General features: G+C 24.7%; 27 protein-coding genes. 12 read left to right on the top strand and 15 right to left on the bottom strand.

Annotated features, from left to right (window positions below):
* From ACOBME_RS02025 to ACOBME_RS02010, 4 genes are read right to left on the bottom strand one after another with little or no spacing between them, the layout of a single operon-like run.
* A complete protein-coding gene (locus ACOBME_RS02025) occupies positions 1-1,392 on the bottom strand; it encodes a hypothetical protein (protein WP_338963376.1) in 1,392 nt (463 codons plus the stop codon).
* Positions 1,385-1,663, bottom strand: coding sequence for a hypothetical protein (locus tag ACOBME_RS02020; protein ID WP_338963373.1), 279 nt, complete (start codon positions 1,661-1,663; stop codon positions 1,385-1,387). The genes ACOBME_RS02025 and ACOBME_RS02020 overlap by 8 nt, the downstream gene beginning before the upstream one ends.
* Positions 1,663-3,123 carry a PBSX family phage terminase large subunit gene (locus tag ACOBME_RS02015; RefSeq protein WP_419333852.1) on the bottom strand — a complete coding sequence of 487 codons (1,461 nt, stop codon included), beginning with the start codon at positions 3,121-3,123 and terminating at the stop codon, positions 1,663-1,665. Before ACOBME_RS02015 ends, ACOBME_RS02020 begins: the two co-directional genes overlap by 1 nt.
* A complete protein-coding gene (locus ACOBME_RS02010) occupies positions 3,116-3,514 on the bottom strand; it encodes a hypothetical protein (protein ID WP_338963249.1) in 399 nt (132 codons plus the stop codon). Before ACOBME_RS02010 ends, ACOBME_RS02015 begins: the two co-directional genes overlap by 8 nt.
* 320 nt (positions 3,515-3,834) lie before the next feature.
* On the opposite strand from ACOBME_RS02010, the gene ACOBME_RS02005 reads away from it, so the two are divergent.
* The 9 genes from ACOBME_RS02005 (at position 3,835) to ACOBME_RS01965 (ending at position 8,621) form a co-directional block, all read left to right on the top strand.
* Positions 3,835-4,818: an IS30 family transposase gene (locus ACOBME_RS02005; RefSeq protein WP_338963245.1), complete on the top strand. Its 984-nt coding sequence runs from the start codon at positions 3,835-3,837 to the stop codon at positions 4,816-4,818.
* Positions 4,819-5,076: 258 nt separating this feature from the next.
* The gene (locus ACOBME_RS02000; RefSeq protein WP_338963243.1) at positions 5,077-5,313 is read left to right on the top strand and encodes a hypothetical protein; all 237 of its coding nucleotides are present in this window, start codon (positions 5,077-5,079) and stop codon (positions 5,311-5,313) included.
* A 507-nt stretch (positions 5,314-5,820) separates the two neighbouring features.
* A complete protein-coding gene (locus ACOBME_RS01995) occupies positions 5,821-6,042 on the top strand; it encodes a hypothetical protein (protein ID WP_338963241.1) in 222 nt (73 codons plus the stop codon).
* Between the two features lies 1 nt (position 6,043).
* A complete protein-coding gene (locus tag ACOBME_RS01990; protein ID WP_338963239.1) occupies positions 6,044-6,181 on the top strand; it encodes a hypothetical protein in 138 nt (45 codons plus the stop codon).
* Positions 6,182-6,183: 2 nt separating this feature from the next.
* Positions 6,184-6,885 carry a kinetochore Spc7 family protein gene (locus tag ACOBME_RS01985; protein WP_338963619.1) on the top strand — a complete coding sequence of 234 codons (702 nt, stop codon included), beginning with the start codon at positions 6,184-6,186 and terminating at the stop codon, positions 6,883-6,885.
* A gap of 1 nt (position 6,886) precedes the next feature.
* Entirely contained in the window at positions 6,887-7,777 is an 891-nt protein-coding gene (locus tag ACOBME_RS01980) for a recombinase RecT (protein ID WP_338963407.1), read from the top strand.
* Entirely contained in the window at positions 7,762-8,226 is a 465-nt protein-coding gene (locus tag ACOBME_RS01975; RefSeq protein ID WP_338963404.1) for a hypothetical protein, read from the top strand. The genes ACOBME_RS01980 and ACOBME_RS01975 overlap by 16 nt, the downstream gene beginning before the upstream one ends.
* Complete coding sequence (locus ACOBME_RS01970; protein ID WP_419333849.1) at positions 8,216-8,419, top strand: hypothetical protein; 204 nt, start codon at positions 8,216-8,218, stop codon at positions 8,417-8,419. The genes ACOBME_RS01975 and ACOBME_RS01970 overlap by 11 nt, the downstream gene beginning before the upstream one ends.
* Complete coding sequence (locus tag ACOBME_RS01965; protein ID WP_338963231.1) at positions 8,412-8,621, top strand: hypothetical protein; 210 nt, start codon at positions 8,412-8,414, stop codon at positions 8,619-8,621. The genes ACOBME_RS01970 and ACOBME_RS01965 overlap by 8 nt, the downstream gene beginning before the upstream one ends.
* 19 nt (positions 8,622-8,640) lie before the next feature.
* Here the strand turns inward: ACOBME_RS01965 and ACOBME_RS01960 are convergent, their stop codons facing one another.
* The 6 genes from ACOBME_RS01960 to ACOBME_RS01935 all read right to left on the bottom strand — a co-directional run bounded on the left by ACOBME_RS01960 (position 8,641) and on the right by ACOBME_RS01935 (position 13,655).
* Entirely contained in the window at positions 8,641-8,979 is a 339-nt protein-coding gene (locus tag ACOBME_RS01960) for a hypothetical protein (RefSeq protein ID WP_338963556.1), read from the bottom strand.
* 73 nt (positions 8,980-9,052) lie between these two features.
* Positions 9,053-9,679, bottom strand: a complete 627-nt coding sequence (locus ACOBME_RS01955; RefSeq protein ID WP_338963398.1) for a hypothetical protein — start codon at positions 9,677-9,679, stop codon at positions 9,053-9,055.
* Positions 9,680-9,695: 16 nt separating this feature from the next.
* Complete coding sequence (locus ACOBME_RS01950) at positions 9,696-10,877, bottom strand: hypothetical protein (protein WP_338963396.1); 1,182 nt, start codon at positions 10,875-10,877, stop codon at positions 9,696-9,698.
* On the bottom strand, positions 10,867-11,805 hold the full coding sequence (locus ACOBME_RS01945; protein ID WP_419334056.1) for a hypothetical protein: 939 nt from the start codon (positions 11,803-11,805) through the stop codon (positions 10,867-10,869). The genes ACOBME_RS01950 and ACOBME_RS01945 overlap by 11 nt, the downstream gene beginning before the upstream one ends.
* A gap of 6 nt (positions 11,806-11,811) precedes the next feature.
* Entirely contained in the window at positions 11,812-13,176 is a 1,365-nt protein-coding gene (locus ACOBME_RS01940) for a hypothetical protein (RefSeq protein ID WP_419333883.1), read from the bottom strand.
* Positions 13,177-13,193: 17 nt separating this feature from the next.
* Positions 13,194-13,655 (bottom strand): hypothetical protein, encoded by a 462-nt coding sequence (locus tag ACOBME_RS01935; RefSeq protein ID WP_419333885.1) that lies wholly within the window; start codon positions 13,653-13,655, stop codon positions 13,194-13,196.
* A 314-nt stretch (positions 13,656-13,969) separates the two neighbouring features.
* On the opposite strand from ACOBME_RS01935, the gene ACOBME_RS01930 reads away from it, so the two are divergent.
* The 3 genes from ACOBME_RS01930 (at position 13,970) to ACOBME_RS01920 (ending at position 15,828) form a co-directional block, all read left to right on the top strand.
* Positions 13,970-14,425: a hypothetical protein gene (locus ACOBME_RS01930; RefSeq protein WP_419333887.1), complete on the top strand. Its 456-nt coding sequence runs from the start codon at positions 13,970-13,972 to the stop codon at positions 14,423-14,425.
* Between the two features lie 18 nt (positions 14,426-14,443).
* Positions 14,444-15,208 carry a lipoprotein gene (locus ACOBME_RS01925; RefSeq protein ID WP_338963215.1) on the top strand — a complete coding sequence of 255 codons (765 nt, stop codon included), beginning with the start codon at positions 14,444-14,446 and terminating at the stop codon, positions 15,206-15,208.
* A gap of 98 nt (positions 15,209-15,306) precedes the next feature.
* Positions 15,307-15,828, top strand: a complete 522-nt coding sequence (locus tag ACOBME_RS01920) for a lipoprotein (RefSeq protein WP_338963213.1) — start codon at positions 15,307-15,309, stop codon at positions 15,826-15,828.
* A 36-nt stretch (positions 15,829-15,864) separates the two neighbouring features.
* Here ACOBME_RS01920 and ACOBME_RS01915 read toward each other — a convergent pair whose 3' ends face one another.
* Genes ACOBME_RS01915 through ACOBME_RS01895 form a run of 5 tightly spaced genes read right to left on the bottom strand, consistent with a single transcriptional unit; the run spans position 15,865 to position 22,615 of the window.
* Positions 15,865-19,098 carry a hypothetical protein gene (locus ACOBME_RS01915; protein WP_419333889.1) on the bottom strand — a complete coding sequence of 1,078 codons (3,234 nt, stop codon included), beginning with the start codon at positions 19,096-19,098 and terminating at the stop codon, positions 15,865-15,867.
* A 3-nt stretch (positions 19,099-19,101) separates the two neighbouring features.
* The gene (locus ACOBME_RS01910) at positions 19,102-20,493 is read right to left on the bottom strand and encodes a hypothetical protein (RefSeq protein ID WP_419333891.1); all 1,392 of its coding nucleotides are present in this window, start codon (positions 20,491-20,493) and stop codon (positions 19,102-19,104) included.
* On the bottom strand, positions 20,486-20,764 hold the full coding sequence (locus ACOBME_RS01905) for a hypothetical protein (protein ID WP_338963373.1): 279 nt from the start codon (positions 20,762-20,764) through the stop codon (positions 20,486-20,488). The genes ACOBME_RS01910 and ACOBME_RS01905 overlap by 8 nt, the downstream gene beginning before the upstream one ends.
* Entirely contained in the window at positions 20,764-22,224 is a 1,461-nt protein-coding gene (locus ACOBME_RS01900; RefSeq protein WP_419334053.1) for a PBSX family phage terminase large subunit, read from the bottom strand. Before ACOBME_RS01900 ends, ACOBME_RS01905 begins: the two co-directional genes overlap by 1 nt.
* Entirely contained in the window at positions 22,217-22,615 is a 399-nt protein-coding gene (locus ACOBME_RS01895; RefSeq protein ID WP_338963249.1) for a hypothetical protein, read from the bottom strand. The genes ACOBME_RS01900 and ACOBME_RS01895 overlap by 8 nt, the downstream gene beginning before the upstream one ends.
* Positions 22,616-22,783: the final 168 nt, after the last annotated feature.

Raw genomic sequence — 22,783 nt, 5'->3', positions numbered from 1 at the left:
TTAATTCTCCTTAATTTCTGTTCTACCTTGTAAGGCATTTTGATTATTACCAGTTTCATCATATTCCATTAATTTATTATTATGTTCTATTTCTTTGGCTTGCATTTTATCTTGTCATGCTTCTATTTTTTCTAAATATTTTGCTGCCTCTAATTCATCAATATTTTCATATTCAGTAATTGCTCTTATTGGTTCCATTGTGCCATTATCTAATCTAGCAGTAATTAATTCATTTTGTCGCATTTGATCTACTAAACTAGCACTAACAAAATCAAAACCATAAGGTCTTTCACCAGTACCATCTCATAAACCGTAATATTTTAAAACGGTATCAAACACTTTTGTATAATATTGCTTACGATATGCTTGTAAATATGCTTGTTTTTCTAAATCTTTGGTTTTAGTTAATAAAGATTGTGTTTTATTTTGGTCATTATCTGATTTATCACCAAAAGGACTAGAAAAATGACATGCTAAATATACTTGTTCAATAATTGCTTTTTGGTCTTCCGTATATGTTTCTAAGGTTGGTGTTCCTTGTACTACTTGTAAAGATTGAGATAATTGACCATCTACGGCTGATTGACCTGATTGAATAAAAATATCATCAAAAGCATCTTGTAATACTTTTTTATTACCTTTGTTATAAGCAGTCATTAAATCATCATCTAATATTCCATATCAATGAGTACGATTTGCTCATCTTTCTTTTGATTTAATATTAAAACTATCTTCTAAATCAAATTGTAATTTATAACAATTTGCCATTGTAGGTAATGGGTTTAATGTAGTTGATGTTGATAAAAATAACGGATTAGGTTCATTAATCATTTCTCAAAAAGGAACTACGCCTAATTTATTTTTAAATTCTTGTACTAAAACAGGTTTAACATCATCTTTAATTTGTGTTTTACTTTGTCCAACAACTACTTCATTATTTTTAGGTCAACCTTTAATAACTATTTTATCTTTGGTACAAATTAAATTTAAAATAAAACCACTATCTGATTGATGATAATTTAATCAAATATCAGCACCTTGTTCAATTTCGTTTATTTTACTTACACGAGATGTAAAGTTAAAAGGATTAATTCATAAATCAATATTGCCATCTGATGTTTCTAATAAACCAAAAATAGTTTTGCCCATTAAACTTGCTGTTAATTCATTTTTATCTAATTTTTCTTTTATTTTATAAGTTTCATATCATCAATTTAATTTTTCTAAAATGTCTTTACGATGAGACTTAAATAAAATATCTTTACCATTAACTAATCGCATTTGATGACGAGCAATAATATTGGCTAAATTAATAGTTCAATCATAATTATAAAATTTTAAAACACTATTAATATCATTTAAGTTTGTTAAACTATGGAAAGTATTATTCATTGTTATTTTGCTCCTTTAATTTTAAAATAAGTGCATAATTAATAATATTTACTGTTAATAAACTAGGTTCATTTGCTAAAACTTGTACACATACTTTAACTTTTTGATATTTCTTAATATATTCGTTATATAAATTTAATTTACATATTGCGATATTATCTTTTTTTAATTCTTGACAAAGTCTTTTTTTAACTTGTCCACAAACAGACATATATGGTCTTTTTGCATTTATTACACGTTCATCATGTATTACATAAATATCTTTTTTCATTAAGTTATTCACTCCCTTTGTTGTCATAATTTATAATCTGCTGAACTATTATGTTTAACCATTGGTATTAATTCAAAGTGTAAAGCATAAAAATCACTATCAAATGTATCATCATATAAGTCTAACATTCGTTCTTCTCTTACATCAGGTTTATCTTCTCATTGAATTAATTCATATTGGGTTTTACTTACAGGACATTTTTCTCATAATCATTTTAATTGATTAGTATTTATTAACATGGTAAATGCTTCAATACGATGTTTTATTTTAAACTTCTGCTTTTGTGCTGGTTTAAAATGCATATATTGACCAAAAGAATAATTATATTTTTCTCTATTTAAACTTTCTAATGTTGCATAAGCACTATCATCAACATTAATTGATATACCTTGCTGGATTAAATTAAAATATTGATTTAATTGATTGTTGTAAAAATCTAATATATCTTTTACTTGTTCTAATGGTCCCTTAAATTGTTGAGTAGCATTTGAGTGTGTATATTCAGCAACTTTATAGGCTTTTTTATCAAATGAATTATATATTCAAAAACTCGCTGCTGTTGTATGTCCTTTTGGACTAGTAGAGTTTGCTAAGTCAACACCACCTAATAACTTAGTTGGTTGAATAATATCTGTTGCTTGCATAATATCAAGATATCTTGCAAAGATTGACCCACTAGTATTACCAGGCAATCCTCAACTTCATACTCTTGCTCTTTCAATATCTAATTGTTCTAATCTTAATTGTTCATTAACCTTATCTTGTGGTAATTCATAATTAAGTCTTCAACTAGAATAATGAATAATAATCTTCATATTTCATTTTTCAATATAGTTAATTTGTTCATATTTACTACGCATTATTTCTTCATTAAAAGGCATTAATTCATTACAATAACCAACAATATATCTTTTTAAACTTTCAGGGTTACATGTATTAATTGTTATTTTATTTTGATACCCACGAATAGCAAATTCTAAATCACTTAAATCTTTTTGTTGAAATTGGTCACATTCTTCTCTTCAATCAATTACTAATTTATATTTATTCAAATCAGCAAAAGCTTTTAATTTTTCTTTCCGGCTTGGTGAATGTAAACCTTTACAATATATTTTGCTACCATTTGATAAAGTAAAAGTAAAATTTGATAAGTTAATAGTATAAGGAATATGATTTTCATCTAACATATTTCAGATATTTTGAAATACACTATCTTTTAAATCCTTACTTCAATACATACTAGCAATGATACAAATTGGTTCTTTAATTAATAAACTAATTTTTAATAATTCACCAAACATTTTAATATTTGAAATAGTCTTACCACTATATCGTGTTCCAATTTGATTAATTTCATTAACTAACTCATATTTTTTAGCAAAGGGATATTTATTACCAATACTACTATTTTGTAATAATCAATAAGGAGTTTCTAACAAATAAGTAAAATGATTAAGCATTATTATCACTTTCTTTTTTAATATCTCTAATATCCGTTTGTAAATTAACAATTATTGGTTGTTGATTATTTAAGTTTAATTCTTGTTCTAACTGTTTTTCTTGCAGTGAATATTTATAATTAAATGCTCGTTGTCAATATAATTTAGCACCATCAGGTGATTTCATCATAAAGTTAATTATTTCACTTTCAATTCTATCAACTTGTTTTTCAAGTAAAGGAACTATCTTTTCGCTCTTGTAAGTTTCGTGCTTTCATCTGTTAGAAAGATTGAATTCATTGGTTAAATCATTCAAAGTATATGGTTTATTGGGTGATTTATTTTCTCAAAATTGCTCTATTTTACGATAAAAAGTTGCCAAACTTGCTTTATTTGGATTAAATTCTTTCATTTTTTACTCCTTTTTGCATATTAAAATTGCTATTATTTAATGAATATGATTAAATAAAAGAGTAAATAAAAACTATGAAAGAACCATCGCGGTTCTTTTTATTATTTATATTTTACATCAAAATAAAAAAAAGTAAATTACTTTACTTTTTATTTTAGTATACAAGCATATAGAGATAAATTGGAGCTTGTTACAATATAATTATATAATTAATAATATATTTGTCAATAATTTTAATTTAAAAAAATGTGAAAATTTATCTTTTTTATAAATTTAATGTATAACTATTTTTATAAAAGAATTGGAGGAAATATAGAGTAATGAAAGATTATACACATGTAAAATATGATGAACGAAGATTTTTTAAGGATTTATTTTTATCTGATAGTTGCAAAAAGAAAAATGGCACACTTAATTTATCTGAAATATCAAGACAAACAGGAAGAGATATTAATACTGTTAAAAGAGAAATTAATAGATTTACAAATATAGAAGATTATAATGCCCGTGAGGCACATGATGATTATTATAAAAAACGACAAAAGTGTATTAAAAAAATACCTACATTTACAGAAGAACAACAAGAATTTTTAAATTTACGATTTAATATTTTGGGTGATTCACCAGCAGAAATTATTCAGCGATTTTTAATAAAATTTGGTATCAAATTTCCTGCCTGTCTTAAAACATTTTATAAATGAATTTTTTTAGGTCTTTTGGGTTTGTTAAAGAAAAATTTATTAAATGGTGGTAGAAGAAATAGAACAAAGAAAAGACCTGATAATCGTGGGAAATTAGATGAAAGATTTAAATCAATATGAGATATTGAAAATAAAGAAACAGATGTTGGTTGATTTGAAATGGATACCGTAGTTGGAAAAGAACATCAATCTAGTTGTTTAGTTTTGACAGAGAAATCAAGTAAAAAATACTTTGCTATGAAATTAGAAGAACATACTGCTAATGAAGTTTTAGAAAAACTTAAACATATAGTTAGAATTAATGGTTTAGTTGGAAAAATTAAAGGAATAATAACCGATAGAGGAAAAGAATTTAGTAAGTTTGAAGAAATGGAAAAGATTACTGGTTCTAATGTTTATTTTTGTGACCCTGCTTCGCCTAATCAAAAACCATTAATTGAAAGACTAAACCGTGAATTTAGAAAACGATATGGTAGGGGGACAGATTTTAATCTTGTTACGCAACAAGAAATAGATTTAGTAGTCGATATTATAAATGAAAAATTAAGGCCCGTTCTTAATTGAAGAACTTCAAAAGAAGTATTTTTAGAGAATTTTAGATAAGTTTATTTGAAGTAATTTAATAAATTATTTTTCAGTGTGTTTAAATATGCCAAAAATAGGGTAAATTTAAAAATAATTTATTTTTTTAAAAAAATAGTTGCACTTCTTTTAAAAAGTGTTATTATTAAAATAACAAGAGATAAATTTGGAGCTTAGATTTACATAATACGTGACGTATAATGTACGATGAAGCTCCAAAAAACAACTCTTGTTAGGGTTGTTTTTTTATTTGAAATAAAAAATCCCTAAAAGGAGGTAATGATAATTAAACAACAAAAAATATGTGATGTTAATGATTGTTATAAAGCAGTATCATTCATTACCGAAGAATTTTTATCAAATAAAGTTTTATGAACTTGTGAAAAACATAAATATTTATTAAATAAAATAAAAGATAAAACACAAAAACAGTTTTATCAAAAACTAGAAAATTCAAAAATTATCTTTGATGATAAAACTGGTTCTTTTAAACTTTGATTTTATAAAACAACTTAATGCAGGGTGGAACAGTTATTTTAAATAACTAAGTGTTTTTTTCCACATAGGCGGTCTAGCCCAGCGGTAATCAGTCCGTAAATAATAGACGCTTTAACAAGCGATAGTCGTGATAAGTGCGGGGTCAACATCAAACGACAATAAATATTGAGATGGCCACTTTATAAATAAATTTGCGATAGATATTATCCCATTAGAGGATGACAGAGGTTTTAAAAACCACAAAGTCAGCATTAGGCTCTTCAATGTGCAAGTGAATTTATTTTAAAAACTGAACGCTTTGACCTGAAATGGTGCGGATGAAGAGAGAGAATTCTCTGGCATTATCTTATAAAAACAACTGTCGATTATTAAACATTAAACAATAAAACATACCGCCACCGCTCACCCGCAGTGAAGCGGATGGCGTAGTAAATAAATAGATAAATACTTAATTATATAACTAACTCTCGCTTTGGCACTTTCACTTTGGAGTGAGTGCCAGCGAGTTAAAAATAGGAGGTAAATATGACAATCAAAAATCTAATATCAATATATATGTACAATGATTTTTGTATTAATATATTTGATAATAAAACAGGGCAAAAAGAAAATATTAATGATGATATTAATTTAATTAAAAATGAAGAAGCACATTTATTAAATCAAGAAATAACTTATTTTGATATTAAAGAACAAAAAGGAAGAAAATTAATAGAAATATTAATAGCAAAGAACGAGGTAAATTAGTATGTGAAAAGATGAAAATGGTTATGTTTATACTGAAGAAGATTTATTTAATATGGCATTAGAAGAATGTCATTCAGAAGAAAGTGCTTATGAATATATTGATAATTTAATTAATGAAATGGAATTAGAGGAAATTTAATTATGGCAGATTTAAAATTAAATAATGAAGTTAAAAATATTACGTATCCATTTTATTTAAAAGGAAATAATTTTAAAGAATTAAGTTTAAAAGCATTAACAATTAAAAAATGAATTGATGAAAATGGACAAGAATTAGCAGAATTTATATATCGACAACAAGCTTGATTAATAAATGGAGAATATAAATCACAATCACTAAAAGATTTAAAATTAGTAGTTTCAAAAATTGATTATATTTTTAGAGAACCATTAGAATTAATAAAATCTTTTAAAGATGAATTAAATTTTATTAGAAAAGATATTTTGAATTTAGAAAATAATATTAAGAATAATCATGATTCTTTAAAAAATAATGTTATTAATATTCAATTTCAAAAACAAAATGAAATTATTGAAACTCATAAAAAAGAACAATTTTTAGAAATTAAAAGTGTAGCAAAAAAAGAGCAAGAATTAAAAATTATTACTAGTAATTTTCGGAAAGAAAAATTATTAATTAAAGATATTGAGGTTATTGGTATTAATGATGATTTTTTACAAAATGCTGATAAATTAGAACTTATTAATCTTATTAAAAATTATTTAGTTGTTGATGAACAAATTGTTAAAAATGAAATTAAAGATCAGTGAGATAGTAATAAAGATATTAATTTAATTGGGGTTAAAGGTATTAATTTTAAAATAAATAAAGGAGAAAAATAATATGGCAAATATTGTTGAATTTTTAAGAACAGATAAAGCAACAGAATGAATAAAAAGTAAATTTTCTAATGAAAATGAAATTGCAAGATTTAAAAGTAATATAGTTGCAATATCAAATAGTAATGAATTATTACAAAAAGCAGATCCAAAAACAATTATGACTGCTTGTTATCAAGGAGTTTTATTAAATTTACCAATGGAAAAACAATTTGGTTATGCTTATGTAGTTCCATATAATACTAAAATAACAAGAATTATTAACGGTCGCGAAATCCAAGAATGAATTAATCAAGCTCAATTTCAAATAGGTTATAAAGGTTATATTCAATTAGCACAAAGAAGTGGTCAATATTTAGATATGTCAGTATCAGATGTTAGAGAAAATGAATTAGTAAATTATGATCGTTTAAAAGGAACTAGTTTTAATTGAATTCAAAATGAAGATGAAAGAGAAAAATTACCAATTATTGGTTATGTAGCATACTTTAAAATGGTTAATGGTTTTGGAAAAACTTTATATATGACCAAAGAACAAATGGAAAATCATTTTATGAAATATTCTAAAACTTATGCTAAAAATAAATCATTTTATATTGCTAGTTTTGATGAAATGGCATTAAAAACAGTATTAACATCTTTATTAAGAAAATGAGGTATTATGTCTGTTGAATTACAACAAGCTTATAAATCAGATCAGGCAGTTATTACAACTAATGATGAAAAGATTTATATTGATAATGATAGCAATATAAGCATAAATAAGGGTCAAATTAGTAATGAAAATATATCAAGTGAAGAAGTGACAGATAATAATTTAGTTAAAGAAGAAGATATATCAAATGTAGTGCCAACAATTAATAATAACAACGATGAGGAATGAGCCACTTGATAAAAATAGGTATTGACCCATCAGGAACAGGTACTACTGCTATTGTTATTTATGAAGATAATAAATTAATTGAAAAATTAGAATTTACAAATAAAAATTGAAAAGAACAATATGAATTTATTAATGATAAATTGTTTGATTATGAAGAAAAAATTAATATTGAAGATTGTTTATATACATCTGCTAATGCTAGTAAAGATAGAGATGATTTATTAAGATTATTAGGAGCATTATCTGTTTATAAATATTTTATTAATTGAGTATCACCAAAAAATACTAAATCAGTTGTTAAAAATATGGAAAATTTAAGTAAATATAATGATAGTTGTATATGAAAATTTGATAAAGATACTAATTTAACTTATCAATATGGTAAAGGTTGATTTTATAATAATGAAAAAATAAGTAATCATTTACGAGATGCAATTATTATTGCTAATTATGAAAGTTAATATTATGAAACATTCATATAATCAAAAAACAGGAAAGTATTATTCTTGTCAAATTCGTAATGTTAATATTTACTTAAATAAAAATGAAGAAAAAGTTTGAAATGAATTTAATAACTTTACTTATTCGCAACGAATTGAATATCTTATTAACTTTTATATAACACATTATAAAGGAAATAAAGAATATGAATAATTATATTTTATGTTATCGATCTGAACAAGGTAATCGCCCTTGTAAAAACCCTCGTGGTGAATATATAATTGGGATTGATAAACAAGATGTAGATATTAATTCAACTGAATACTGAGAATATTATAAAAATAATTATGGAAAAAATAATTTAGTTATTTGTAAAGTTAAAAATTTAGACTTAATATTAGAAAATAAAAAATAACCAATTAAGGTTATTTTTTTTAAATACTATTTGTTAGTTTTTTAATAGCATCTTTTTGTGCTTGTTTTTTGTCATTTACTTTAACTTGTTTTTTAACATTTTTAATTTGACCTGTTTTTAATGCTAATTCTGTTGCATAATCAGGTCCTCGTAAATGTTTTTCGTGAGCAATAACAGCAGTTCTTAATTCTCTAATTTCTGCTTTATATTTTTTAATTTTTTTAGCAGATAATCCAAGAATACCAAGACTACCCATTCCACCAGCACCCGCTAATACAAGTAAAGCAATTACTATTTCATTACTAATTTCCATTTCTTTATTTCCTTTCTTATCCTTACTCAAACAGTGGCCATCCATTCTTTCAGAACAAAATAATTTATAAATTAAACTATATAACCACCCAAAAATATCAACCGCCCCTATATATAGTTTATTTTAAATTTAATTCTTTGTTATTTTCTTCTTGTTTTTTAGTATATTCATCTTGCATATTTTTAAATATTTCTTCTGTTATACCATCCAAATTATTTCATTGTTTTGATATTCTTGGTTGAATAACACGCGGATTAATACGGCAGTTCAAACAATGTCTTAAATGGTCTTTTTTTCATTTTGATTTATCAATTCAAATAATAATTAAAGAAATTATTAAAGTAATTAAAGGTAAAATTGTAAATACTAATCCCATTTTAGATATTTTTAATCGTGGAATATCAATTTTCATATCTACTTTTGGTTTACTACTAGCAACAAATATACCTTGAATTCCATATGTAAATAAAGGTGTTAGTAAAATAGCAATTCCATTACCTCAATATTGTCCATAATTATATCAATTAATATTATCTTTTATTGCATTAATCATGCCATATTCTAATCAACAATTTAATGCTAAAAATATCAATGTATAAAAACTAACTACTCAACTACGAATTTTATATTTTCTTTCTCATTCTCTAATATCTTTATGATTTCAATTATAAGTTGGAATAGGGTCTTTTTTAAATCAATTTCAAGGTAAGGCACCCTTTAATCAAGTTGTTTTATTTTGTTTCATTAATTAAAAATCCTTTCTAAATTAATTTTCTTTTAATTGTTAAATCTTTAATAACAATATTATTTGTATCATTTGAAATTGAGCCATCTTGCTTAATTGTTATTCTTTTATAAGAATTATCTGCTAAAAATGAAAATATTGATTTTTGTGATATTGTTTCAAAATAATATGTTACAAATTTATTAGCAGATGCATAATCTGTTATTGAAATTGATATTTTATAGTAATATTTTATTAAATCATAATCTGGAATTTTAAATGTTAATTTTTCGTTTGCTTCTGGATAATTAATTAATTCTCAATCATTACCAGTATTAATAGATATATCACCATTCCCCAATAATGAATTACCATTAATAGTTTTAATATTTGTACCACTTATTAATTTATCTTGTTTTAAATCTGAAACTTCAATCTCATCATTATCATTTTTAATGATAGTTTTATTATCAATTTTTATATCAGTACCACTACTTTGTTTTGCTTTTCAGACATTATTTTCATAATAAATCGTATTATTATCAAAGGGAACTATTAATTTAATACACTCATTATAATCAATTTTAGAAAAATCATTAATAGTAGGATAAGTAATATTTATTGAATTATCAGTTTGTAATCGTTCTTTTAATCAAAATAATAATGTTGGATAAAAAGTTTTTTTACTAATATGCTTATATTCTTCTTCTCATGGATGAGCATAATTATCTAAACTATAATTATAAGGTCTAGATACTGTTTTACTAGATATAATATCAATAATTTCACCTGCTAATTTTAAAGCATTTTTAACATCACGAGTAATATTTTCATTTGCTTCTGGGTCATTAGTTTGTGAATAAGCAACTCCACCTTGTGAAAATGAAGCACTACCAGTTAAATCATTAACTCCTTTTGGTAAATATCAATTTATAACTGCTAATAAACAAGCAGATTGAATATAACTTAATCATTTATCATATTCAATTAAACCAGTATTATCTTTTTTTACTCAAGGAAACAAATCTTTTTTATTAATTTTATCTGAAATTGTTCCACCTGATAATCTATCCATTCATAAACTAGTTTTTAAAATAGCATTATAAATTAAATTATCATTATAAGCAGATTGTTTACGATCATTAATAGGTTGTCAAAGTTTACTTGCTTTAACATCTTCAACTGTTATAAATAACAAATTACTTAAATTATTTTCCATATAAAACACCCCTTAATTGATTACGATATTTATTTTTTAAATTATTTGGTTTATAACTATTAACCTTTCTTTTGGTTTTATTAATTGCTTTAATAGATTTATTAACCTGATAAAATTTATTTTTAACTGGTGTTTTATATAAATTCTTAATATTTTTAACATCACTTCGGCGTTCTCGATATCATTTTTTATTATTAATTTCACCAGCAAAATTAAAATTAAAATGTCCAATCTTTAAATTATTAATAAACTTTTTAATTTGTTGTAATTTTTGAACTGTTGGTAATGTTAATTTAGTAGTTCCTTTGGGATATTTTTCTTTTAATGCTTGTGGTAATCGTTTTTTAATATAATTTCTTAAATGACTAGGTAATCATTTTCTTAATCAATAACGCCAAAATAAAGTCCCTGCATTAGAAACAGCATTACTTAATAATTTTCATATTTCAACTGGAACACTAGGATAAACATATGGACCATAAAATTTTGGATGTTTTGCTGTTTTTGTATATATTAAAATAGTTAAATTACCTGTTAAAGTTAACTTATTTGTAATATTAAACATACCACTATCAAGTCAACTACTATTTAAAGGCTGTCAATTAGTATTTAGATATTTTTCATTTTTAAATTGTTCTCTATTTTGAATATTATTATCTTTTTCTAATTGACTTAATATTTGTTGTATTTCTTTTTTATGACCTTTTTTAATTAAATCTAAATAAGTAAAAGGATTTAATCATTGATAAATATCTTCAACTTTACTTGTAATTTTATTATATTTATCAGTAATATAATTAATTGGCTTTAATATTTTATTTTGAACTTTATTAACTCTATTAATTAAATTTACAAATTTACTTATTAAAGGTTTATTTTCTAAATTAGTTACTAATAAAGTTAAAACTCGTAATATTAGTAAATTCATTGTTTATTAAGAATTTTTAATTACTACATCAATCGGATTTGTTTGACCACTAGCGTTATTTTTACCTTGAATTTGAACTTCAACAGTTTTATCATTTGTAATATTAATTGGTCAATCTTCACCTTTACTTTCAATAAAGTAATCAAAATCATTTTCTGTTAAAAAATTATTTACCGCTTTTACTGATTTTAAAACAACATCTTTAAATTGTGGTTTTAATTGTTCTGCTGTTGTTTGAGTTGGATCGTCAACATGAATAGTTGGTTTATCTAATTTATTAATTTTACTAATATCAATTTTACTTGATGATGGAATTACATAATCAACTGGCACTCTAAATGTTTTATTTAGATTACTTTTAGCAGTATTAATTTCATCTTGTGTTGGTTGTTTTTCTAAAATAATTTTACATGTTTTTGGATATAAAATAGTTGGTGTTGCATATTGTACTTTACCAATTCATTTAGGGTTAGCAGTATCATTATCTAAAACTTGTTGAATACTATCCATATTAATTGGATATGCTCATACTTGTTTATTAATAATTAAACCATTTACATTAGTAAAATTATAACCTTTATCTCGATTAACTTGTCCTTTTGTATATGTTTTTTCTAAATGAAAACTTTTTGATACAGGAATACCCATTGCTGTATTTTCATATAATTCACCATTAACCATTGCTTTTAATTGGGCTTGTGAACCAATTACTTTTAAATAAGCAGGTGTTAATCCTAAATAGGCTCTTCGTCCTAAAACCATAAACATTTTATCGGTTGGCAAACCAAAGTATAAATTACTAATTTGATTTGTTAATTCAATCAAAGTTTCATTTAATGTAAAGAATGCTTTATTGGCATCATCTGCATTTTCAGCTGTATAACTACGAAATGGAATTACTTCATATTGACCATCTGCTAAACAATAATCATAAATAGCCTGAATTAATTCACATTCTAAATTAACAAATTTATTTTGTACAACACTAGAAATAGCATCAGCAATAACACCATTTTTAATATTTTGTTCTATTAATGCTAAATCAAAAGCCTCATTCATTAATTTTAAATTAAATCTTTTATCAATAGGAACTGGAATTCTTGTTAATCCCATTGTTTGAGTTGTCCCACCATTTGGCAATGAATAATCATCTTGTCATACCACACGATGAGTTAAATTATATAATGCTTGACCAGCATTAGGTAATCAAGCAACTTGTTCTGCTGTTGCAGTAGCATACTGCATAATACTTGCATATTCGTTATATAAAGGTCCACGCAATAAAGCATTAACCATATCAACATATGCTTTTTGGTCTGTTGTATTACCTTGTAATGTAAAAGGTACTTGTGGCAAGTTAATTGTTGCCATAATATTTCACTCCCTTATTATCTAAGGTTTTTAAGTGTATAATCAGTTAATTTTTTAATTTCATCAGGAGTATATGCTCCTTTTTCTTTAATAATTTCAATTTCATCATTTTTATTTTCAGTAGATTTTTCAATCATATCTTTAATAAAATTAGTTGGTGAAACTGATAGTTGTTCTTCAACAAACAAATCAGGTTTTAATTCTTTTAAAGTTTGCATTTTTTCAGATAAAGAATTACCACTAACTTTATCTAAATTAGTTTTAATATCTTCAATTTTAGTAGATGGAACATCTTTAAATGCTTTTAATTCATCTAATTCATTAGATAATTTAATAAAGTCTTCTTTTGAGATAACATCTTCGCGTTTTTGCACACTTTCTCTAATTTGCTTTGCTTCATTATTAAACTGATTTAAGATATTTTCTGCAATCTCTTCACTTAAACCTTGTTCGATTAATTGTTCTTTTGTAAGTGCCATTTTATAAACCTCTCTTTTTTTATTCTTGTCCGATTAACAAGTCAGCATAAACTCTTTTTTACGGAAAAAGATTAAACCTGTAAATTAATTATATATCAATAGTTTATAAATACAATATATTTTGTATATATAAATACTAAACTTAATATCTTTGTTTGCTAATTTAGACCTTAAAACGCGTAATAAGAGGTATTTAACAAGATAAAATTTTAAATAATTAGTTAATTTTGATTGCATATATATATATATATATATATACTGAAAGTAGATCTTGATAAAAAGTTTCAAGATTAAGAAAAGGAGAAATACAAGTAATGAAAAAATTACTAAGTTTATTAAGTGTATTAACAATTAGTGGAACTGCTGTACCAACAACAATTGCCGCTAGTCCTTATCAAAATCATGAACAAAAAAGTAATGACGTATTTGAAAAATGATATAAATTTTTAGAGCATGATGAATTAAAATTAAAATTATCATCAGATACTGCTTTTAAAATTATTTATCAATTTGAACCAGATAGCAAAGCAGATTTTTTAAGTCAAACTATGGTATTAATATCTAATTTACCAAAATCAGATCATAGCGGAGCTGGCGGTTCTATAAATAAAGAAGATATAAAAATAATGGCAAATTTCATTTGAGAACATTTTTCTCAATTTCATGAAATTTGAAAAAATTTAAAACAAGAACAATCAATTATTATTAAAACAAATACTATTGGATATTGAGATAGTGAAAGTCCAAATAATAGTATTTATCTTAATTAAAGAAAGAAGGTTATAAATATGAAAAAATTAATAAGTATTTTAGGAGCAGTTACAATCACAAGTAGTGCTATACCAACTGTAATTGCTGCTGCACCATATCAATCAGAAGAAAAAGTATTAAAACGTAATAAAAGATGAGGCGAAGTTCAATGAATTCAAATTGCACAACAATGACGTAATGCTGAACTAGCATATCAAAGAGCGGGTGAAGATTTTCAAAGAAATCAAAATCATACAGCCTTTAGTCAAGCTCAACAACGTTTCTTACAAGCTCAACAATCATTTAATAATTCAAAAAATGAATGACAACAGGGTTTAACACAATGAGTAAATCAACTGGCACAAGAACGTAATCAACAATGATGAAATAATATTAAATCAGAACAAGCAACTCAATCTGAAATACAGTGAGTTACTAATAAAACAATGGCCTTAGCATTAAAATTAGGTACAAGTAATGTAAATAAAAATAAAATAGGTGAAATTATTCGAAAAAAAAATAATTGTAATTCTGAAGTATCAAAAGCAGCTATAAATGGTGCTGTTGGTGGAGCAGTTGGAGGTGCGATTACATCATCTCCTTCAGCCGTAACTGTTGGAGCTTCTTCAGCAGTTGCAGGGGCTCTTGCAGGAAGTGTTATTCCAGGTATTGGTACTATAGCTGGTGCTATTTTTGGAGGTATAGTTGGATTTTTTGGAACTATTTTTGGTGGAGCTGCTTCTGGAGCAGCAGTAGGTGCAATTAGTGGAGCTGCCGGCGCTGCAGCTGCTGAATGTTCATAAAAATAAAAAATTAGATTTATAAAAATAAATAGAAATAAATTATTTATTTCTATTTTTAATTAAATTAACAAATTTTTCAAAAAATAGGAGAAATAAATATGAAAAAAATATTAAGTATAATAGGTACAATATCATTAATTGGAACAAGTACAACAAGTTTAGTTGCTTGTAATAAACCACAAGAATATACAAAAGAGCAATTAGAACAATTAAAAAAAGAAAACCAAATAAATACAACAAATGAAACTATTAAAAACAATTTAGAATGAATAGCACCACAAGAAAAACCATTTAATGAGGTTGATAATAAATGATATTATGTCGTATGGCGTGGTGACAAAAATGATAAATGAAAAATTGTTAAATTTAAGCATTCTGATTACTTACATAATACTAAATATATTGAAAATAATATAAGTTTAAAAATAGGAAAAAGGGGGGTAAGTGAAAGTATATCAATTTTTCCATATGATTTAGTTGTTTTTAAACCAGCTTTTTATTACTATTGATTAGAAGATAATGGCACTTATTTTAAATCAGTTTATCGTTGAAGTGGTGAAGAACATAAATTACCTAATTTAAATATTGATGAAGATGGTAATGTAAAAGTTAAAGAATAATATAAAAAGAGATTTTTAAAAATCTCTTTTTTATTTTTATCTTGGTTTAAATGTAATTTTAACAGCACTATTACTATTATTTCTAATACCCAATACATTTGGATTATTAATATCTAATGTAATATCTTTATCATTACCAAAATATTTTGGTTTTCTATAAGCATCCATATAATAAAACTGTAAAAGTGGCAATATTACTTTTGTAAATCTAATTTTTAATTTCATATTATTTGTATAATACGCCTGTAAATATGTTTCCCTGATTTTATTATTAACTCCATATTTAGGTAAAAATGTTGTTTGTAATAAAAATTTTACACTATTAATAGTTGATGTTTCATATATGGTGGAATACCCTTTAAAAGGTAACCCATTAGTATAAGCAGTAGTATATATTGTTTTGGTATCATTTATTTTTATATTATCAGTATATAAACTTATTGTATTATCAAAATTAATTTTATCAGTTTGTGATAAACCAATGTTTTTTAAAGTTATATTTTTTAATGAAAATAAATTATTGCTACAATCATCAGTTCCGCCAAATATATTAATATTTCTATTAGGAATAAAATTTTCTATATTTGATAATCCACATTCAACTTGTAAATTACTTAGATTACTTATTTCAATAGTTTTATAAGCATCTTGGAATTTACTTATACTTTGAATTGTTGGGTCAATTTGTTTTAAATCAATTTCAGTTTCATAATAACCTGTATATTCTTCTGTATCATCAAATATATTAACCATAAACATAGTTGCTATTTGAGTATCAGTTATTTTACATTGTGGTTGCGCAGTAATTTTTGTTAATAATGGTAGTACTACATCGGAAGGCATAATATCTTTTGTATAAGTTTTATAGTTGTATGGAACTGGGGGTAATACATACTCAGGATAATTAAATGTCGGTATTTCATAGTCATGTGGTAATAAGAAACTAGTTTTATAATTAGTTGTCATATCACGTAAATAATTATTTAACACACTTTTTGTTTTACCACGAAAACTTCATACTGATAAGCGTAAATAATCTTCTTCATTATTAGTATATGGGTTATCAGCATAAAAGATAATTTCAAAATTACCTTTATATAATGCTTGAATTGAAAACATATCAATTATATAACTACAATTTGTACCATCTGGTGTTTGTAAGAATTCGCAATCAGTATCTTTTTCACTATCACTAACTGGTGTTTGAGCATCTACTGCTCTTACTAATTCATTAATTAAATATATACGATTAGTTTTGGGGTTTAATTGTTTTAAATTATAAGTTGAATAAGTTATTCGTTCAGTTGCTTTACCATCCTTAGTTAAAACAGTACCTTTGCATTTATCAGTTAATAAAGTTGTAAAACCTAAACTAGTAGCATTAGCACCAAAAATAGCACCAACTTTATCATTACCTTGTTGTCTAAATATTTCAAAGGGTAAGTAACCTTTACCTTTTGAGTTTTCAGACCAAAAAGCATCATTATAAAAACTATAAACATTAGAACTCATAAAACCATTAAGAAATTGAAAATTAGGTCAAGTTTTTTCATCTTGGTTAATTACTCATCCTCATGGAATACCAAAGGAAATAAAGTTTAAGAATTTACCAACTCCGCCTGGGATAGTAAAAGGATTAAAAACTAACTTTTGCGTATAGTTTAAAGGTAATACGGTAATTTGGCGATTAATAAAATTATTCATATTTAAAATATCTCAAACATTACATTTACCCATTTTATTATATTCAATTTGAACTTGTCCGACAGTATTACCAAATTCATCTTTTCTTCTAAAATATGATGATGCTTGGGTACTAATTATATTATTAACATTTTCATTATTTACTTTTATTTTGTTTGGTGGAGTAATCATTCAATTTTTAGACCAATAAAATTTAGAGTCATTATCTTCTTTATGAATAGTTGTCCCAACCGTAGGATTAGTTGCTGTTGAACTAGCTTTATCAGTTATTACAATACCCCCACTATTTTTTTGATTTCAAAAGTCGTATCTACTTTCCATATCTTTTTTTCAATCTTCATAACCCGTTATAATTGTTGGTTGAATACCTTGAATGTTATATCAACTTACTTCTGGAGCAGCATAAGTATTTACTTTGTCAGGTGGGGCAGGATACATGTTATACATTAATAAATCACGGGAATTCATAACTTTTTGATTAAATTGACCTTTAATAATTGGCCGACCAATAACTGGCATATCAAAAAAGATAGGATTACCATAAAATTTAACTGCCATTGCTCTAACCCCTGGGTCTTTTAATAAAACTTCATCTAATTCAATAGTGTATGTATTTGTTTTTTCATTATAAGTTATTTTAGGAAAACAATAACCCTCGCCCGGGGCGCTGGTCTGAATAAATTGTCTTACTGATAAACCACTATTACTAATTTTGTCATTAATACTTGAAAAGGTAATTTCTTGTCATAAAAAACTACCATCATAAGGTGAATAATAATTAATAACATTTGATGGATATAATCATTGTCTATCTTGTGGTGCAGAATTAATATCACCACCACCAATATTTAAACCACGATCATTAAATACAGTATAAAAATTATAATAATCATTAATATTTAATTTATTTACATCTTCATCTAAAATTAATAAAGTATATTGTCTTTCAGTTGATTGTTGAGTAAATACTTGTTCAAATTTAGCCTCACCAAATTGAATTGAACTTCTATCATCAATCATATAAGCATCTCAATATTTACCAACCTTAACTTCTTTTGTATAAAAATTATCGGCTTTATTATCATTATTAATAAAATAACTTAATTTATATTGATTTAAGTATGCCAGCATTCTATTAATATCATAAATATTTTCACCATCAATTAATTTTCAATAAATATTATTATTTTCATCTTTTAATTTTATAGCAAAAGGTGTTTCATTATTTGCTCATATTGTTGAATTAACTGGTTGTTTATTAAAATCATCAACTGTTAAAATATTAATTTCTTCACCTTTATATTTTTGGACTATTTTTAAACTATCTTGTCATTGCGCAATAGTACTTTCCATATTATCAAATATTCGTGAATAACTACCATAATCACTGGGTTTAGCATTATTTGGTTTTCATCCCGTTTCTGTATCAGGAATATATGAACTATAAACATTAAACGGAAAGACCATTCAATGACGATTATCTTTTATGTTTTCTCTGATATCTATTAAAGTATCATGGGCTTGTCTTCGTAATTCTTCGATAACCCCTGAGTTAATTCTACTCATTTTTTAATTCTCCTTAATTTCTGTTCTACCTTGTACGGCATTTTGATTATTACCAGTTTCATCATATTCTAGTAATTTATTATTATGTTCTATTTCTTTGACTTGCATTTTATCTTGTCATGCTTCTACTTTTTCAAAATATTTGGTTGCTTCTAATTCATCAATATTATCATATTCAGTAATTGCTCTTATTGGTTCCATTGTGCCATTATCTAATCTAGCAGTAATTAGTTCATTTTGTCGCATTTGGTCAACTAAACTAGCACTAACAAAATCAAAACCATATTCTCGTTCACCAACACCATCTCATAAACCATAATATTTTAAAACAGTATCAAACATTTTAGTATAGTATTGCTTACGATATGCTTGTAAATATGCTTGTTTTTCTAAGTCTTTTGTTTTAGTTAATAATGACTGTGTTTTATTTTGGTCATTATCTGATTTATCACCAAAAGGACTAGAAAAATGACATGCTAAGTATACTTGTTCAATAATTGCTTTTTGGTCTTCAGTATATGTTTCTAATGTTGGTGTACCTTGTACTACTTGTAAAGATTGAGATAATTGACCATCTACGGCTGATTGACCTGATTGAATAAAAATATCATCAAAAGCATCTTGTAATACTTTTTTATTACCTTTGTTATAAGCAGTCATTAAATCATCATCTAATATTCCATATCAATGAGTACGATTTGCTCATCTTTCTTTTGATTTAATATTAAAACTATCTTCTAAATCAAATTGTAATTTATAACAATTTGCCATTGTAGGTAATGGGTTTAATGTAGTTGATGTTGATAAAAATAACGGATTAGGTTCATTAATCATTTCTCAAAAAGGAACTACGCCTAATTTATTTTTAAATTCTTGTACTAAAACAGGTTTAACATCATCTTTAATTTGTGTTTTACTTTGTCCAACAACTACTTCATTATTTTTAGGTCAACCTTTAATAACTATTTTATCTTTGGTACAAATTAAATTTAAAATAAAACCACTATCTGATTGATGATAATTTAATCAAATATCAGCACCTTGTTCAATTTCGTTTATTTTACTTACACGAGATGTAAAGTTAAAAGGATTAATTCATAAATCAATATTGCCATCTGATGTTTCTAATAAACCAAAAATAGTTTTGCCCATTAAACTTGCTGTTAATTCATTTTTATCTAATTTTTCTTTTATTTTATAAGTTTCATATCATCAATTTAATTTTTCTAAAATGTCTTTACGATGAGACTTAAATAAAATATCTTTACCATTAACTAATCGCATTTGATGACGAGCAATAATATTGGCTAAATTAATAGTTCAATCATAATTATAAAATTTTAAAACACTATTAATATCATTTAAGTTTGGTAAACTAGGAAAAGTATTATTCATTGTTATTTTGCTCCTTTAATTTTAAAATAAGTGCATAATTAATAATATTTACTGTTAATAAACTAGGTTCATTTGCTAAAACTTGTACACATACTTTAACTTTTTGATATTTCTTAATATATTCGTTATATAAATTTAATTTACATATTGCGATATTATCTTTTTTTAATTCTTGACAAAGTCTTTTTTTAACTTGTCCACAAACAGACATATATGGTCTTTTTGCATTAATTACTCTTTCATCGTGTATTACATAAATATCTTTTTTCATTAAGTTATTCACTCCCTTTGTTGTCATAATTTATAATCTGCTGAACTATTATGTTTAACCATATTAACTAATTCAAAGTGTAAAGCATAAAAATCACTATCAAATGTATCATCATATAAATCTAACATTCGTTCTTCTCTTACATCAGGTTTATCTTCTCATTGAATTAATTCATATTGGGTTTTACTTACAGGACATTTTTCTCATAATCATTTTAATTGATTAGTATTTATTAACATGGTAAATGCTTCAATACGATGTTTTATTTTAAACTTCTGCTTTTGTGCTGGTTTAAAATGCATATATTGACCAAAAGAATAATTATATTTTTCTCTATTTAAACTTTCTAATGTTGCATAAGCACTATCATCAACATTAATTGATATACCTTGCTGGATTAAATTAAAATATTGATTTAATTGATTGTTGTAAAAATCTAATATATCTTTTACTTGTTCTAATGGTCCCTTAAATTGTTGAGTAGCATTTGAGTGTGTATATTCAGCAACTTTATAGGCTTTTTTATCAAATGAATTATATATTCAAAAACTCGCTGCTGTTGTATGTCCTTTTGGACTAGTAGAGTTTGCTAAGTCAACACCACCTAATAACTTAGTTGGTTGAATAATATCTGTTGCTTGCATAATATCAAGATATCTTGCAAAGATTGACCCACTAGTATTACCAGGCAATCCTCAACTTCATACTCTTGCTCTTTCAATATCTAATTGTTCTAATCTTAATTGTTCATTAACCTTATCTTGTGGTAATTCATAATTAAGTCTTCAACTAGAATAATGAATAATAATCTTCATATTTCATTTTTCAATATAGTTAATTTGTTCATATTTACTACGCATTATTTCTTCATTAAAAGGCATTAATTCATTACAATAACCAACAATATATCTTTTTAAACTTTCAGGGTTACATGTATTAATTGTTATTTTATTTTGATACCCACGAATAGCAAATTCTAAATCACTTAAATCTTTTTGTTGAAATTGGTCACATTCTTCTCTTCAATCAATTACTAATTTATATTTATTCAAATCAGCAAAAGCTTTTAATTTTTCTTTCCGGCTTGGTGAATGTAAACCTTTACAATATATTTTGCTACCATTTGATAAAGTAAAAGTAAAATTTGATAAGTTAATAGTATAAGGAATATGATTTTCATCTAACATATTTCAGATATTTTGAAATACACTATCTTTTAAATCCTTACTTCAATACATACTAGCAATGATACAAATTGGTTCTTTAATTAATAAACTAATTTTTAATAATTCACCAAACATTTTAATATTTGAAATAGTCTTACCACTATATCGTGTTCCAATTTGATTAATTTCATTAACTAACTCATATTTTTTAGCAAAGGGATATTTATTACCAATACTACTATTTTGTAATAATCAATAAGGAGTTTCTAACAAATAAGTAAAATGATTAAGCATTATTATCACTTTCTTTTTTAATATCTCTAATATCCGTTTGTAAATTAACAATTATTGGTTGTTGATTATTTAAGTTTAATTCTTGTTCTAACTGTTTTTCTTGCAGTGAATATTTATAATTAAATGCTCGTTGTCAATATAATTTAGCACCATCAGGTGATTTCATCATAAAGTTAATTATTTCACTTTCAATTCTATCAACTTGTTTTTCAAGTAAAGGAACTATCTTTTCGCTCTTGTAAGTTTCGTGCTTTCATCTGTTAGAAAGATTGAATTCATTGGTTAAATCATTCAAAGTATATGGTTTATTGGGTGATTTATTTTCTCAAAATTGCTCTATTTTACGATAAAAAGTTGCCAAACTTGCTTTATTTGGATTAAATTCTTTCATTTTTTACTCCTTTTTGCATATTAAAATTGCTATTATTTAATGAATATGATTAAATAAAAGAGTAAATAAAAACTATGAAAGAACCATCGCGGTTCTTTTTATTATTTATATTTTACATCAAAATAAAAAAAAGTAAATTACTTTACTTTTTATTTTAGTATACAAGCA

This window comes from Spiroplasma endosymbiont of Sarcophaga variegata, assembly GCF_965178695.1.
Classification (GTDB): Bacteria; Bacillota_I; Bacilli_A; order Mycoplasmatales; family Mycoplasmataceae; genus Spiroplasma; species Spiroplasma poulsonii.
Note: the sequence above shows the minus strand (reverse complement) of the source record. Positions and strands in the feature narration are given on the sequence as shown.